This window comes from Kouleothrix sp. 19917, from assembly GCF_057073505.1.
Genome location: NZ_CP097099.1, coordinates 7,912,256 through 7,926,885, shown reverse-complemented (window position 1 = coordinate 7,926,885; position 14,630 = coordinate 7,912,256). Strand labels below are relative to the sequence as shown.

Genomic DNA, 14,630 nt, shown 5'->3' with positions numbered 1-14,630 from the left:
ACGAAGGCACGAAGAGCCAGGAAAGTACCGAACCACCAAGACACCAAGACACCAAGATTCTATAGCAGTTTGCAGCCGGCAGGATGCAGAAGGCAGTTGCATTTTCCGCGCTCCAACGCGTTTCTTGCCGGTCCGTGAGTGGTCAATTGTTCCGCAAACCGCTCTAAAACTAAATTCTCCGTGTTCTCTGTGTCTCTGTGGTGAAATCGAAATCGTCCCTTTTGCGCGCCACAAAGACGCAGAGAACACGAACGTTCAAAAACAAAATCTCCGTGTCTCCGTGCCTCCGTGGTAAAAAATTACAATCCCAAAGGAGAAAAATATGAACCTGCTGAACCGCCCGCGCCGGCTGCGCCGCACCGCCACGCTGCGCCGGATGGTGCGCGAAACCACGCTCAGCGCCGCCGATATGATCGCCCCGCTGTTCATTGCCGAGGGCCGGAACGTCCTGCGCGCGATCAGCTCCATGCCCGGCCACGCCCAGCGCTCGGTCGACCAGCTTGGCGGCGAGATCGATGAGCTGATGGAATTGCGCATCCCGGCCGTGCTGCTGTTCGGCATTCCTGTGCATAAGGACGCAACCGGCAGCGGCGCATGGGACGCCAACGGCCCGGTGCCAAGCGCCATTCGCGCAATCAAGGCGCGCGCACCCGAGCTGCTGGTGGTGGCCGACGTGTGCATGTGCGAGTACACCGACCACGGCCACTGCGGCATTCTTTCGCCCGAGCCGGGCAGCGGCGACGTGCTGAACGACCCGACGCTCGACCTGCTGGCGCGCGCTGCCGTGGCCTACGCCGACGCAGGCGCGGATATTGTCGCCCCCAGCGCGATGATGGACGGGCAGGTCGCGGCCATTCGCGCCGGCCTCGACGCGGCTGGCCACCACGACATTCCGATCATGGCCTATGCCGCCAAGTTCGCCTCGGCCTTTTATGGGCCGTTCCGCGAGGCGGCCGAAAGCACCCCGCAGTTTGGCGACCGCCGCGCCTACCAGATGGACCCGGCCAACGCCCGCGAGGCCATGCGCGAAGTCGCGCTCGACGCTGCCGAAGGCGCGGATATGCTGATGGTCAAGCCGGCCGGCGCCTACCTCGACATCATCAGCGCGGCGCGGACGCAGCACGACCTGCCGCTGGCGGCGTATCAGGTGAGCGGCGAATATGCTATGATCAAGGCCGCCGCGCAGAATGGCTGGATCGACGAGCGCCGCGCCGCGCTGGAAAGCCTGATCGCCATCAAGCGCGCCGGTGCCGACATGATCATCACCTATTACGCCAAGGAAGCGGTGCGCTGGCTCGCGCAAGAATAGCCGCCACCCGATTGCTATGCCAATACCGCCATTTCTGATCATCATTTCCGGCCCGCCCTGCGCGGGCAAAACCACGCTTGGGCGCTGGCTGGCGGGCGAATTGCGCCTGCCGCTGTTCCACCGCGACAACTTCAAGGAAGCGCTGTTCGACAGCCTGGGCACCAGCGATCTTGTGTGGTCGCAGCGCCTGGGCGGGGCCAGCTACGCGATGTTGTACGAAGCCACGGAGGCGCTGCTGCGGGCCGGCTGCTCGCAGATCATCGAAAGCAACTTCGACCCGGTGCTCGACTTGCCGCATCTGCACGAGTTGCGCGAACACTGGCCGTTTCTGCCCTTGCAGGTGCGCTGCATGGCCGATGGCCCGGTGCTTTTCGAGCGCTTCCGGCAGCGCGTGCTGAGCGGCGCGCGCCACCCCGGCCACCTCGACCACCTGAACATCGAAGTGTACGAGCCGATTGTGCGCGAAGGCGCGGGCGCGCGCAACGATTTTCTCGACATTGGCGGCGAGCGCGTTGACATCGACACGAACGATTTGGATGCGCTCGACTACCCGCTCATTCTCGGGCAGGTGCAGGCCGCGCTGGCACGCCTCGCCGCATCAGCGCAGGGGTTAGGGGATGGGGAATAGGGACTGGCGCTTGCTATGCTACTATTTTCGCAATTTCCGCATCGCCTGGCTGATACCGCACCAGGCACAGTACCTTTCAAACAGCCACAAAGAATCGAAGCCTCCTAGATTTTGTAGCATTCTAAAGCCCTTCGTGTCTTCGTGCCTTCGTGGTAATCGTTCCTAGCTGCCTTATTTGAAAGGCACTGGCACAATACTTCTCGCTCCAATTTCCAGCAGAAAGAACCACGGTGCAATCTCGCGCAAACCCGCACCAGCGGCGGGCACTCCTGGCTGCGATCCTGGCCTCCAGCATGGCATTTATCGACTCGTCGGCGCTGAATGTGGCTCTGCCCGCGCTGCAAGCCGGCCTCGGCGCGACGGGGGCGCAGCTACTCTGGGTAGTGAACGCCTACCTGCTGATGCTGGCCGCGCTGATCCTGTTTGGCGGCTCGCTTGGCGACAGCATCGGGCGCAAGCGGGTCTTTCAAAGCGGCATTGGCGTGTTTCTGCTGGCCTCGCTTGGCTGCGGGCTCGCGCCCTCGATTGAACTGCTGATCGCGGCACGTGTGCTGCAAGGCCTGGGTGGCGCGCTGATGATCCCGAGCAGCCTGGCGCTGATCAGCGCCACCTTTCCTGCCAACCAGCGCGGCCGCGCGATTGGCACATGGTCGTCGGCCACCACGCTGGTGACGATCGCCGGGCCGGTGCTGGGCGGCGTGCTGGCCGGGGCCGGGCTGTGGCGCGGCATTTTTCTGATCAACCTGCCGCTCGGCCTGCTGGCACTGGTCGCGCTCGCGCGTCTGCCCGCCGATCCGCCCGTTTCTGCCGCGCCACCAATCGATTACGTGGGCGCTGCGCTGGCCTCGCTGGGACTGGCGGGCGTGGCCTATGGCAGCCTTGCTGCGCCTGAGCGCGGCTTCGCCAACCCGCTGGTGGCGGGCACGCTGCTGGGCGGGCTGGCCGGGCTGGCGGCCTTTGTGCTGGTGGAAACGCGCAGCGCCCACCCGATGATGCCGCTGCGACTGTTTGGCTCGCGCACGTTCAGCGGCACCAACCTGCTCACGCTGTTCCTGTACGGCGCGCTGACCGTCTCGACCTTCTTTCTTTCGCTCAATCTGGTGAACGTACAGGGCTACAGCCAGTCGCAGGCCGGTCTGGCGTTTACGCCCTTCGCGGTGGTGCTTGCGCTGCTTTCGCGGCGCGCTGGCACGCTGGCCGACCGGCACGGACCGCGCATGCCGCTGATCGCTGGGCCGGCGCTCGTGGGCGCGAGCTTTGTGGCCTTTGCGCTGGTGGGCATTACCGGCGGGCCAGCGCACTACTGGTGGACGTTTTTTCCCTGCGTGCTGCTGCTGGGCCTGGGCATGGCGATCACAATCGTGCCGCTCACGGCGGCGGTGATGGGCGCGGTGTCGGCGCGGGCGGCTGGCACGGCCTCGGGCGTGAACAATGCCATTTCGCGCATTGCGGGCGTGCTGGGGCTGGCGATTGTGGGCGCGCTGGCGCTGGCGCTGTATGCAGGCGCGCTTGAGCAGCACGGCGCGGCGCTGGCACTCGACCCGGCCGCGCGCGCGCAGCTGCGGCAGGGTGCGCAGCTTGGCGCCGCCGATCTGCCACCCGCGTTCCCGGCTGCACAGGCAGATGCCGCCCGGCAGGCGATTCGCCTGGCCTTTGCCGACGTTTTTCGCGTGGTGATGCTGGCCTGCGCCGGGCTGGCCTGGCTGAGCGCAGCAATGGCAGCGGTGTTTGTGCGCGGGCCAGCGACCGCATTGGAATGAGGTTTGCGGCACCTGACAGCAGGATAAATTACGCACCCTTCGATACGCGCTTCGCACTACTCAGGATGCGTTTTCGGGTACACGCTCCAGGCCAAGTCGAGTTTCACGGGCGCGCAAACGCCCTTTGCACAGAAGGAGAGCACCATGGCAAGCACCCGCTCAGCCGAACTTTTTGCCGAGGCCCAGCAGCACATTCCCGGCGGCGTGAACAGCCCCGTGCGCGCGTTTCGCGGCGTGGGCGGCACCCCGCGCTTTATCGAGCGCGGCGCAGGCGCGTACTTATACGACGCCGACGGCAACAAATATGTCGATTATGTGCTGTCGTGGGGGCCGCTGATCCTCGGCCACGCCCACCCCGACATCGTGCGGGCGGTGAGCGAGCAGGCCGCGCGCGGCACCTCGTTTGGCGCGCCCACTGCCATCGAAACCGAGCTGGCACAGCTGATCACCGCCACCATGCCAGCGGTCGAGCTGGTGCGCTTTGTGTCGTCGGGCACCGAGGCGACCATGAGCGCGATTCGGCTCGCGCGCGCCTACACCAGGCGCGCCAAGGTCATCAAGTTCGCGGGCTGCTACCACGGCCACGCCGACGAATTCCTGGTGCAGGCCGGCTCGGGCGTGGCGACGCTGGGTTTGCCCGATAGCCCGGGCGTGCCTGCCGCCGCCACCGCCGATACGCTCAGCGCGCCGTTTAACGACCTGGACGCCGTGCAGCAACTGCTTGAGCAGCACAACGGCGAAGTGGCGGCGATCATTGTCGAGCCGGTGGCGGGCAACATGGGTCTGGTGCCACCAGTCGATGGCTACCTGGCAGGCCTGCGCGCGCTGGCCGACGCGCACGGCGCACTGCTGGTGTTCGACGAAGTGATGACGGGCTTTCGCGTGGCGCTTGGCGGCGCGCAGGCGCTGTATGGCGTCACGCCCGACCTGACCTGCCTGGGCAAGGTGATCGGCGGCGGGCTGCCGGCGGCGGCCTATGGCGGGCGGCGCGAGATCATGCAGCAGATCGCGCCGGCTGGCCCGGTCTACCAGGCCGGCACGCTGTCGGGCAACCCGCTGGCGATGGTCGCTGGTGCAGCGACGCTGCGCGCGATCAGCGCGCCCGGCGCGTTCGAGCGGCTTACCGACGTGGCGGCGCAATTGCGCGACGGCTTTGCGGCGGCGGCAGAAGAAGCCGGCGTGCCGCTCCAGGCGGCGGCGGTGGGCAGCATGTGGGGCTTTTTCTTCGCGGGCGCGCCCGTGCGCGATTATGCCAGCGCCAAACAGCACGCCGACACCGCCCGCTTTGCGCGCTTCTTCCACGCCATGCTCGATCGGGGAGTGTACCTCGCGCCCTCGCAGTTCGAGGCGGCATTCGTCTCGCTTGCGCACGACGACGCGGCGGTGGCCTTTACGCTCGACGCGGCGCGGGCGGCGATGAAGGCGGCATAAAGCAGAAGCAGCATTTCGAAATCAGCAGTACGTAGCACGGCGTGTCTGGCGCAGGATTATCCACAGATCGCACAGATGCCACAGATTTTTTGCTTGAGCGAGCCATATCTGTGAAATCTGCGTAATCTGTGGATTTCTTGATTCTGCGTGAAACAGAACGACAAGCGGGATTGAGTATAATAGCGCCACGAACCGCGCCTACCGGCAGGAGAACTATGGAACGCTTCACCGATCAGCCGCTGGGGCCGCGCCCGCACCTGGCGGTATTTGGCTCCGATAAGGTTGGCAACTTCGTGCTCACCACGCCGCTGCTGCGCGGCCTGAAAGAAAAATACCCCGCCGCCACGCTCGATTTCTTTGGCGGCGAAACCACCCGCGACCTCGAGGAAGGCTGCCCCTACGTCGATGCGCGCTTCTCGCTGTATGGCGCGCGCGATGACTACCTGGCCGAGCTGAATACCTTTGTGAGCGAGCGGCGCGCGGCGGCCGGAGCTTATGATCTGGCGATCAACTGCGACGAGTTTAGCGAGCTGAATCTCGTGGTGGTGGCCGCCGTCGCGCCGCGCTACCTCGTTGGCGCGTCGCTCCAGCCCGATTTTCGGCGCAAAATGCCTCCCGGCGACGACATCCGCGACCGCATGCTGCGCGACGCCGACTGGAACAGCCCCGATTTTCTTGCGCGCTACGCCGAAATTCTGGGCAGCAACTACCTTGCCGAAATTTTCTGCCAGATCGCCTATGTCGAAACCGACTACTTTCGCGCCGAGCTGGCCAGCGCGCCGCCGCGCACCGCCGTGCCCGATGTGCTGCTGCATATGACCACCACGCGCAGTGCCAAGCAGTGGCTGCCTGCCTACTGGCGCGAGGTGATCGACTGGTGCGCAGCGCGGGGCCTGAGCGTGGGCATGCTCGGCGGCAAGCCGCAGGTCGAGCGCGAGCGCTACCACGCGGGCGGCTGGGAAGAGGAATTGCTGCAAGAAACCGCGCTGATCGACCTGCGCGGCGAAACGGCCCTGCCCGAGCTGGTGGGCGCGTTCCAGCAGGCGCGCGCGGCAGTGGTGGTGGACGCCGGGCCGATGCATATTGCGGCGGCGGCTGGCTGCCCGACGATCTGTATTTTCGGGAATGATGCCGCTGGCTACGGGGCCAGCCCGATCAACCTGTGGGCACCGCGCGCGCCCAACGCGACAGTACTGCGCACGCCAGCCACCTGCCGCGTGTGCGTCGAGAATCGCTTCAAAAACGAGGCGTGCCTGGTCGAAGGCCACCTCTGCATGCGCGAGCTGCTGCCATCACAGGTGATCGCGGCGCTGGCTGGTGCGCTTGGCCTGCCTGCCTAAAAGTGCTCGTACTCAGCTTCCAGGAAGCTGAAGCCAGTTTTCTTTCAACCTGATACTCAGATAAGCTTCCTGGAAGCTTGCCCGTTGTATGAAATAACGTATTTTCCAGAATACTTCGTGTCTTCGTGCCTTTGTGGTTCCGCTTCTCAAAGCCTCAGCGCTCCGCGAGCGGCACCCACGCGAACTGCGTCGGCCCGTCGAACTTCGCGCGATCCTGCCAGCCGTAGTTCGTGACGGTTGAAATGACATCATAGTGGCCGTTGTATTCCGTGCTCACCAGATCCGCGCCCACCGTTTTTTGCCACTGCGCGCCCGGCGCAAGCTGCTGCGCCTCGCCGTCGATCACCACGTCGAGCGTGCCGTCGGCGGCCACGCCGCGCAGCACAACCGTTGCCGTGCGCAGGTGCTCGGTGTACGGGCCGGCGGTGCCATCGCCAATCCCGATCGACGTGGTGTAGGGAATGGTGGGGAGAATGCCGAGGTTGCTCCTGATGCCGCCACCCGCCGCGCCACTGCGGCTTTCGCCATTGCCCAGCGCGCCCCAGCTATTTGGCGAAAGCGCAGGCAGCGGGGGTTGCGACGTGAAGAAGGGCTCAAGCGTGCCCGCATTCGCGTCGAAGCGGTAGCCGGGGAAGTCAACAATATACGGGGGCAGATTGCCCGTGCCGCTCACCTCAACCCACAGCTCGACAAACAGATATTTGCCATCGGGCGGGCGCTCAACACTGCTTGCCGCGCGCGGGTGTGCCTGCGCAGGCGAGACGACCGCCCAGGCCAGCAGCAGCAATGCAATACTGCCAGCCCATCGGTAACGACCTATTTTCATGGCGTTTTCTCCTTCTCTCCCAATTCGCGTCGGTGTGCTTATGATAGAAGAAGGTTGGGCGCAATGAAATCGAGGGAATTACGTATCTTGGCGATGCTCGAACAGGCGCGAGAGGCCGCCGCCAGCGAATGGGATGACTTCGACAAAGCGCATGCCCATGTCTTCGAGCAGCTTGATCGAGGCGGCATTCTCGGGGTCGGTGATGGCGAGGATGCGCGGCAGACCCAGCGCGCCGTGGCCGTAGGCCAGCATGGCCGCCGCCGCCTCACGCGCATAGCCCTGGCCCCAGGCGCGCGGCAGAAAGGCGTAGCCAATATCGGGCGCGTCGAGGGTGTCGCGTTTGATCAGGCCACACATGCCCAGCGCCGCGCCGTCGGTTGTGCGCTCGACTACCAGCAGGCTGAAGCCGTGGCGCGCATACATGGCCTGCGGGCCGTTCGTGATATAGCCGCGCGCGTCGTCGAGCGTGCGCACGCCCCGGTCGCCAATAAAGCGCAGCCACGAGGGCTCGTTCAGCAGTTCCAGCACAAAGGCGGCGTCGCTTTCGGCAAACTGCCGCAGGCGCAGGCGCTCGGTTTCCAGCACAGTCAGGGACACGCGTTTCTCCTCACATAGCCACAAAGGCACGAAGACACGAAGATGGAGTCTTTCGTGCCTTCGTGTCTTCGTGGTAAACGTTCCAGGCGTCCGATTGAAGTGTAATGCCCTACCCCTGCGCCACAATCCACTCAATCGTCTTGCTGGCCAGGCGGTCGAGCGCCTCAACCGACAGAGCAATATGCTCTTCCTTGGTGTCTTCGATTTTGTTGTGCGAAATGCCGCGCAGGCTCTGCACAAACAGCATAATCGTCGGCACGCCCGCGCGGCACACTTCTGCCGCATCGTGGAGCGGGCCGCTCGGCAGGCGGTGCGAAGTGCCGCAGGTTTCGAGAATGGCCTGGTCGCACAGCTCGATCAGGTCGGGATGGAAGGGAATTGGCTCGATGTTCCAGATTCGCTCCCACGTCACGTCGATCTTTTCTTCCTGGGCGAAGCGCGTGCTGGCGTCTTTCGCTTCCTGCAACATCGTCGCCAGCGTGTCGGGGTTGAGATGGCGCTGGTCGAGCAGTTGCTCGGCGGTTTCCACCACCGAGGTCACGATGCCGGGCTTGCACACCACGCCGCCGCTGGTGCACACCGCGCCATTGCCAGCGCGCCGCGCGATGTCGCGGATTTCGAGCGCGAGCTTGGACGCGCCGGCCAGCGCATCGCGGCGCTTGTCCATTGGCGTCGAGCCCGAGTGTGCGGCCTGGCCTTTCCAGATGATGCGGTGACGCTCGACGCCAAAGGTGCCCAGCACCACGCCCAGCGGCAGGTCCATGCTTTCCAGCACCGGGCCTTGCTCGATATGCAGCTCCAGGTAGGCGGCGGCGTTCTTCAGCTGCTCGCTGGCCTGGCGCGCCGCGTGGAGGTCGATGCCCACACGCGTGAGCGCATCGGGCAGCGTGATGCCGTTTTTGTCCACCAGCTCGGCCAGCTCCTCGGGGTCGAAATTGCCCGACGCCGCGCTGGAGCCGAACAGGCTGCGGCCAAAGCGCGCGCCTTCTTCGTCGGCCCAATCGACCAGACGCACCGTTACGGGCGGCGTACCTTCGGCGGCAAGGCGGCGCAGCACTTCCAGCCCGGCCAGCACATTCAGGCAGCCATCCAGCCAGCCACCGTTCGGCACCGAGTCGATATGCCCGCCGATCAGCAGTTCCTTCTCGGAAGCGCCGCGCAGCGTGGCCCACTGGTTGCCGGCCGCGTCGATCTCGACCTCAACCGGCAGCTGCGCCAGCTTTTCGCGCATCCAGGCGCGCGCCGTCACCCAGATGTCGGTAAAGGCCACGCGCTGCGCGCCTTCGGGGTCGCCGGTGAGCGCGCGCAATTCTTTCAGCTCGTCGATGGTGCGCTGGGGTTGCAGCGCCGGGCTGGCGGGTGTGCTCATGCTTGTGCTCCAATCTGTTGCGGCGGCGCGGCCAGGGCGCCGGCAGCGCCATCGGGGAAGGTGTGAAGAAGCACCGATTGTAGCAGAGGGCGGCAGGGGGCGCAAACCAGAGTGGATTTAGAACACATGGGACGCGGAGAACACGGAACTGTCCAGCACAAAGCCATCCGTCCGCGTTTGCTGCGTTCATCCGCGCCCTGCTTCAAGAAGGCTGAGCCACAGGTGCGACATGCCCCGGCCACGCTTCATGTGGTATACTGCCGCGGTGCATCAGCGTTTGATGCGCGCCAGAAGATAACAAGGGGCTGTATGGAGGATATCAAGCAGGCGGTCGAGCGCGTGGCCGCCAATGTGGAGCAGGTTATTGTGGGGAAGCGCAAGGCCGTCGAGCTGGTGCTGATTGCGCTGCTCTGCAAGGGCCACGTGCTGCTGGAAGATGTGCCGGGCACCGGCAAAACCACCCTGGCAAAAACCATCGCGCGCTCAATTGGCTGCACCTTCAAGCGCATCCAGTTCACGCCCGACCTGCTGCCCTCGGATGTCACCGGCATCTCGATCTTCAACCAGCAGTCGCGTGAGTTCGAGTTCCGCCCCGGCCCGGTGATCGCCCAGATCGTGCTGGCCGACGAGATCAACCGCGCCACGCCCAAAACGCAAAGCTCGCTGCTCGAAGCGATGGAAGAGCGCCAGATCACCGTCGACGGCACGACCTATGCCTTGCCCAAGCCGTTTATCGTGCTGGCCACCCAGAACCCGATTGAGTATGAAGGCACCTTTCCGCTGCCCGAAGCCCAGCTCGATCGCTTTCTGCTGCGCGTGAACCTGGGCTACCCCGAGAAGATGGACGAGATCGCCATTCTGCGCCGCCAGCGGCAAAGCCACCCGCTCGATGCGGTGGAGCAGATCATTGGTGCCGACCGGCTGCTTGAGCTGCAAGAGCAGATCAAAGAGATTTATGTCGACGAGCTGATCGAAGAATATATCGTTGGGCTGGCCACTGCCACCCGCCACCACGAGGATGTCTATCTCGGCGCAAGCGCGCGCGGCTCGCTGGCGCTGTATCGCACCGCGCAGGCGCAGGCCGCACTCAGCGGGCGCGATTATGTCATTCCCGATGATGTCAAGCTGCTGGCGACGCCAGTGCTCGGCCACCGCCTGATCATCAGCCCGGCCGCGCGCATTCGCAACGTCACCGCGCAGGTCGTTATGAACGATATTCTGAATGCTGTGGCAGTGCCGGGCGCGCGGGCTGGCCGCTTCGAGCGCAACGCAGCGGCGGCGCGTTAGGCACGCCGGAGCGAAAAGGCTTGTGTAAAGCCTTCTCATCAAGTATAATGGCGGCAATCTTCGCCGCACGAAAATACTTCAGCCTGTTTCCGATGAGGGTTAGCCCGGCGCGCAGGCGCACAAACTATTGAGTGTTTGTTGCCGCATTGCTTTACGCTCACCCGCAGGAAGCCGGTTTCGTTTCCATCCAGGCATTGCAAACCCCGGGCTTGGCATCGCAGGCGAATGGTCAGGAGGTGGACGTGAGCGTAATCTCAATCGTCCTTGTGCACGCCCACACGATCTTTCGTGAGGGGATGCGCCATTTTCTGGCCAACTCGCCCGATTATCGGATCGTGGGCGAAGCAAGCAACGGCCAGCAGGCGATCCAGCTTGTTGATTATACCGAGCCCGATATGGTGCTGATGGAGACCGACCTGCCCGGCGTGAACGGGCTGGAGGTCGCCCGCGCAATCAAGCGCTCGCACCCGCACGTTGGCATTATTCTGATCAGCGCCTCGATGGATGGGCAGCAGGTCGTCAAGGCCATTCGGGCCGGCGTGGCCGCCTACCAGCCGCGCAATGTCGCGCCCGACAAGCTGCTGCGCGTGATCAAGCAGGTGCGCATGGGCGAGTACCCGATCAACGATCTGGTGCTGTCGCTGCCCGACGTGGCCGCGCAGGTGCTGATGGCCTTCCGCCAGATGGCCGTCGACGAAGAAACCCAGAGCATTTATTCGCCACTTTCCCCGCGCGAGCTGCAAGTGCTCGATCTGGTCGCGGCCGGGCGCACCAACAAGGAAATCGCGCTGCAGCTCGATATCAGCAACCAGACGGTGAAGAACCATGTGTCCTCCATTCTGCGCAAGCTGGCGGTGAACGACCGCACCCAGGCCGTGGTGTATGCAATGCGGCGCGGCTGGATCAAGGTTGTGCTGCCGGGGGATTAGCCGCAGCCGCCCCTGCCGCCGGCTCGCTTCGCCGGCGCGGGGCAGCTGCTTTCTGCGTACTGTATGAATCGTTATCATCTGTCCATGGCGCTCGCAAGCCTCGCGCTGCTGTTCGCCACCGGCTGCGAGCAGCAGTCGATCGCCGAGCAGGAACAGATCAAAACCCGCCAGACGCTTGAGGCGACCACGCCATCGGCCACGGCCACGAATGTTCCCACCAACACACTCACGCCAACCACCGGGCCGTCGCCTACGGCCACAACTGCGCCCAGCGCAACGCCCACATCACCGCCGCCCAGCGCGACGCTCACGCCGCTGCCGCCCACCGCAACGCCCAATCCGGCGCTGGCGGGCTTTAGCCTGTGCGCGCAGGGGGCCGGCGCAGCCGATGGCGGGCGCTTCTCGGCGCGCATCACGGCGATTACTACCACGCTGGAGCCGGCCTTCGAGCGCGTCACAATCGGCCTGAGCGCGCCCGGCGACTCGGCTGCGCCCCATGCAGAAGCCAGCTGCGTCAGCGCTGCCGACGACACGGGCGCAGCGCCCGGCACGGTCGCGCCCTACACGCTGCTGGTCGACATGGGCGGCTGGCTGCACGACGATGGCTTTTCCGCCACGACGATCAGCCCGACGCTGGCGCTTTCTGGCACCACCGTGCTGAAAAGCCTCGAGCTGCGCGCGGCCACTGGCGACGCAGGTGCGACGCTGGCGTTTGGTATGGATCAGCCGCAGCCTTTCCGCCTGAAGCTCGAAACCAGCCCGCTGCGCCTGGTGCTCGATGTGGCGAAGAGTGGCGCGCCGGCCGCAAATAACGACATGCTGGGCCTGCCCGCCACCAGCGACACTAAGCCGAGCGCGCCCTTGTTCTACATCCAGGGTGGCGACGCCTGGAAGTTCGATGGCGACACGGCCACGAACCTCACCAAAGACCAGCGCAACGACCAGTTTGGCGACATAAGCGCGCTGGCCGCCAGCAGCAGCCAGATCGCTTTCTGCGCGGTTGCGCCCGGCGCGGATGTGGGCGACCGTGTGGCCCCGCGCACGCTGTGGGTGCTGGGCGCGGATGGCAAGAACCTGCAATCCATCCCCCTGCAAAGCCAATCGTGCGACGACCCGACATTTTCGCCCGACGGCAAGACCATCGCGCTGACGGTCGATGAAACTGGCGCAAACCCGCCGCGCCTGAGCATCTGGACGGTTGGGGCCGATGGCAGCGGCGAGCAGCGCGTCACTCCCGCCAGCGACGAGTGGAGCCGTTTCGCGCCGCAGTGGCTTGGCGCAGGCCGTTTGGTTTATGCCGCGCGCGCCGAGGATGGCCGCAGCACGCTGTTCACGCATAGCGCCGACGGCGCCGAGCGCGAGATTGGCGGCGAGATTCAGCGCGGCAGCACCTACGCCAGCCTGGGCCGCCCGCTGGCCGCGCCCGACGGCAGCGCCATCGCCGTTGAGGGCCTGCGCGTGCAGGGCGGCGCAGACCTGCTGCTGCTTGGGCCGGATGGCAAGGCGCTGCAACTCCCCGGCGCGCAGCCCACGCCAACGCCGCAGTCGGGCAGCCAGGCCACGCCCACGCCCACCGCAAACGTCATCCCGCCCGTCACAAGCGCGTTCTGGAGCCGGCCACTGGCCTGGGGCAGCGACGGCACGCTGTTCTACCTGACCAGCGCCTGCGAAAGCACCGCCGCGCAGAGCTACACGCTCCACGCCCTTTCCGCCAAAACCGGCGACGACCGCACGCTGGCGGCGGGCACCACGCTTGGCGGCTTTGGCGCGGCACAAACGGTTGGCACTGGCCTGGCCTATGTGACGCAGCAAAACGCCGCCGCTGGCCCGCGCGGCCCACTCGCTCCCGGCAGCGGCCCGAGCGCGCTGTGGTTTTGGGACATTGGCGGCAACGGCCAGCGCACCAAACTGGCCGACGCGCCCGCCGCAATCAGCGGGCTGGCGCGCTAAACCCGCCCCAACCAGCACTGTGGCCGACGGAACGATCCGGCGGCCACTTTTTTGTGCGTGACAAACCCACACACCTGTGCTATACTACTCGCATCGTACACGATTTCGGGTAGAAAGCCATGCCGCCACAATCTCGCCTGCTCGACCAGGTGCGCGCCGTCATCCGCAGCAAACACTACTCGCGCCGCACCGAAGACACCTATGTCGACTGGATCGCGCGCTACATTCGCTTCCACAAGCTCAGGCACCCGCGCGAGCTTGGCCTCGACGCGATCGGCGCGTTTCTGACGCATCTGGCAGTCGATCTCAACGTCGCTGCGTCAACGCAGAACCAGGCGCGCAGTGCGCTATTGTTTTTATATCGCGACGTACTGAATATCAAGATTGAAGCGCCCGGCGACGTGGTGGCCGCGAAAGCACCCCGCCGCCTGCCCACGGTGCTCACGCGCGACGAGGTTCGCGCCGTGCTCGACCAGCTGGCCGGCACGCAGCGCCTGATGGGCCAGATGCTCTACGGCAGCGGGCTGCGCCTGATGGAGTGCATGCGCCTGCGCGTGAAAGACATCGACTTCGAGCAGCGGCAGGTGACCGTGCGCGACGGCAAAGGCATGCGCGACCGGCTGACCATGCTGCCCGACACGCTTGGGCCCGCGCTGCGCGACCAGATCTTCCTGGTGCGCCACCTGCACGCCGACGACCTGCGGCGCGGCTTTGGTGCGGTCTATCTGCCCTTCGCGCTGGAGCGCAAATACCCCAACGCCGAGCGCGAGCTGGGCTGGCAGTATTTGTTCCCAGCCGACCGGCTTTCGCTCGACCCACGCAGCAATGTCCAGCGCCGCCACCACCGCGACGAGCGCATGCTGCAAAGTGCCGTGCACAATGCCGTGCGCGCGGCAGGTATCACCAAGCCGGCCAGCTGCCACACCTTCCGGCACAGCTTTGCCACCCACCTGCTCGAAAATGGCTACGACATCCGCACCGTGCAGGAGCTCCTGGGTCACCGCGATGTGAAAACCACCATGATCTACACGCACGTGCTCAACCGCGGCGGGCACGGTGTGCGCAGCCCGCTCGATATGTAGCACAGAATCAACATCCACTAGATGGCGCAGATTGCTTTTTTGCTTCAGCAAGCCGTTTCTGTGCCATCTGCGTAATCTGTGGATAAAACATGACTTGCACAGATTGTCTGGTGCATTATCCA

At 65.1% G+C, this 14,630-nt stretch carries 12 protein-coding genes; 9 read left to right on the top strand and 3 right to left on the bottom strand.

Annotated features, from left to right (window positions below; genetic code table 11):
- The first annotated feature begins 322 nt into the window (after nucleotides 1–322).
- From hemB to M1P90_RS31780, 5 genes are all read left to right on the top strand, one after another.
- Nucleotides 323–1,309, top strand: a complete 987-nt coding sequence (gene hemB / locus M1P90_RS31800; RefSeq protein ID WP_483699803.1) for a porphobilinogen synthase — start codon at nucleotides 323–325, stop codon at nucleotides 1,307–1,309.
- 16 nt (nucleotides 1,310–1,325) lie between these two features.
- Nucleotides 1,326–1,937 carry a P-loop nucleotide/nucleoside kinase family protein gene (locus tag M1P90_RS31795; protein ID WP_483699802.1) on the top strand — a complete coding sequence of 204 codons (612 nt, stop codon included), beginning with the start codon at nucleotides 1,326–1,328 and terminating at the stop codon, nucleotides 1,935–1,937.
- 230 nt (nucleotides 1,938–2,167) lie between these two features.
- A complete protein-coding gene (locus tag M1P90_RS31790; protein ID WP_483699801.1) occupies nucleotides 2,168–3,697 on the top strand; it encodes a DHA2 family efflux MFS transporter permease subunit in 1,530 nt (509 codons plus the stop codon).
- Between the two features lie 144 nt (nucleotides 3,698–3,841).
- The gene (gene hemL, locus M1P90_RS31785; RefSeq protein WP_483699800.1) at nucleotides 3,842–5,128 is read left to right on the top strand and encodes a glutamate-1-semialdehyde 2,1-aminomutase; all 1,287 of its coding nucleotides are present in this window, start codon (nucleotides 3,842–3,844) and stop codon (nucleotides 5,126–5,128) included.
- 215 nt (nucleotides 5,129–5,343) lie between these two features.
- On the top strand, nucleotides 5,344–6,468 hold the full coding sequence (locus tag M1P90_RS31780; RefSeq protein WP_483699798.1) for a glycosyltransferase family 9 protein: 1,125 nt from the start codon (nucleotides 5,344–5,346) through the stop codon (nucleotides 6,466–6,468).
- Between the two features lie 154 nt (nucleotides 6,469–6,622).
- On the opposite strand, the gene M1P90_RS31775 is transcribed toward M1P90_RS31780, so the two are convergent.
- The 3 genes from M1P90_RS31775 to M1P90_RS31765 all read right to left on the bottom strand — a co-directional run bounded on the left by M1P90_RS31775 (nucleotide 6,623) and on the right by M1P90_RS31765 (nucleotide 9,260).
- Entirely contained in the window at nucleotides 6,623–7,294 is a 672-nt protein-coding gene (locus tag M1P90_RS31775) for a hypothetical protein (RefSeq protein WP_483699797.1), read from the bottom strand.
- A 78-nt stretch (nucleotides 7,295–7,372) separates the two neighbouring features.
- Nucleotides 7,373–7,891 (bottom strand): GNAT family N-acetyltransferase, encoded by a 519-nt coding sequence (locus M1P90_RS31770; RefSeq protein ID WP_483699796.1) that lies wholly within the window; start codon nucleotides 7,889–7,891, stop codon nucleotides 7,373–7,375.
- A gap of 109 nt (nucleotides 7,892–8,000) precedes the next feature.
- Entirely contained in the window at nucleotides 8,001–9,260 is a 1,260-nt protein-coding gene (locus M1P90_RS31765) for a hydantoinase/carbamoylase family amidase (protein ID WP_483699795.1), read from the bottom strand.
- Between the two features lie 309 nt (nucleotides 9,261–9,569).
- Between M1P90_RS31765 and M1P90_RS31760 the strand changes: the two genes are divergently transcribed.
- From M1P90_RS31760 to M1P90_RS31745, 4 genes are all read left to right on the top strand, one after another.
- A complete protein-coding gene (locus M1P90_RS31760) occupies nucleotides 9,570–10,547 on the top strand; it encodes an AAA family ATPase (protein WP_483699793.1) in 978 nt (325 codons plus the stop codon).
- Between the two features lie 242 nt (nucleotides 10,548–10,789).
- Nucleotides 10,790–11,476 carry a LuxR C-terminal-related transcriptional regulator gene (locus M1P90_RS31755; protein ID WP_483699792.1) on the top strand — a complete coding sequence of 229 codons (687 nt, stop codon included), beginning with the start codon at nucleotides 10,790–10,792 and terminating at the stop codon, nucleotides 11,474–11,476.
- A gap of 63 nt (nucleotides 11,477–11,539) precedes the next feature.
- On the top strand, nucleotides 11,540–13,426 hold the full coding sequence (locus M1P90_RS31750) for a TolB family protein (protein WP_483699790.1): 1,887 nt from the start codon (nucleotides 11,540–11,542) through the stop codon (nucleotides 13,424–13,426).
- Nucleotides 13,427–13,545: 119 nt separating this feature from the next.
- Nucleotides 13,546–14,508, top strand: a complete 963-nt coding sequence (locus M1P90_RS31745; RefSeq protein WP_483699788.1) for an integron integrase — start codon at nucleotides 13,546–13,548, stop codon at nucleotides 14,506–14,508.
- Nucleotides 14,509–14,630: the final 122 nt, after the last annotated feature.

What these genes read in the sequence shown, in the direction of transcription:
- M1P90_RS31765 (WP_483699795.1), bottom strand. Translation starts at nt 9,260, where the DNA reads ATGAGCACACCCGCCAGCCCGGCGCTGCAACCCCAGCGCACCATCGAC.
- M1P90_RS31780 (WP_483699798.1), top strand. Translation starts at nt 5,344, where the DNA reads ATGGAACGCTTCACCGATCAGCCGCTGGGGCCGCGCCCGCACCTGGCG.
- M1P90_RS31775 (WP_483699797.1), bottom strand. Translation starts at nt 7,294, where the DNA reads ATGAAAATAGGTCGTTACCGATGGGCTGGCAGTATTGCATTGCTGCTG.
- M1P90_RS31745 (WP_483699788.1), top strand. Translation starts at nt 13,546, where the DNA reads ATGCCGCCACAATCTCGCCTGCTCGACCAGGTGCGCGCCGTCATCCGC.
- M1P90_RS31795 (WP_483699802.1), top strand. Translation starts at nt 1,326, where the DNA reads ATGCCAATACCGCCATTTCTGATCATCATTTCCGGCCCGCCCTGCGCG.
- hemL (WP_483699800.1), top strand. Translation starts at nt 3,842, where the DNA reads ATGGCAAGCACCCGCTCAGCCGAACTTTTTGCCGAGGCCCAGCAGCAC.
- M1P90_RS31760 (WP_483699793.1), top strand. Translation starts at nt 9,570, where the DNA reads ATGGAGGATATCAAGCAGGCGGTCGAGCGCGTGGCCGCCAATGTGGAG.
- hemB (WP_483699803.1), top strand. Translation starts at nt 323, where the DNA reads ATGAACCTGCTGAACCGCCCGCGCCGGCTGCGCCGCACCGCCACGCTG.
- M1P90_RS31750 (WP_483699790.1), top strand. Translation starts at nt 11,540, where the DNA reads ATGAATCGTTATCATCTGTCCATGGCGCTCGCAAGCCTCGCGCTGCTG.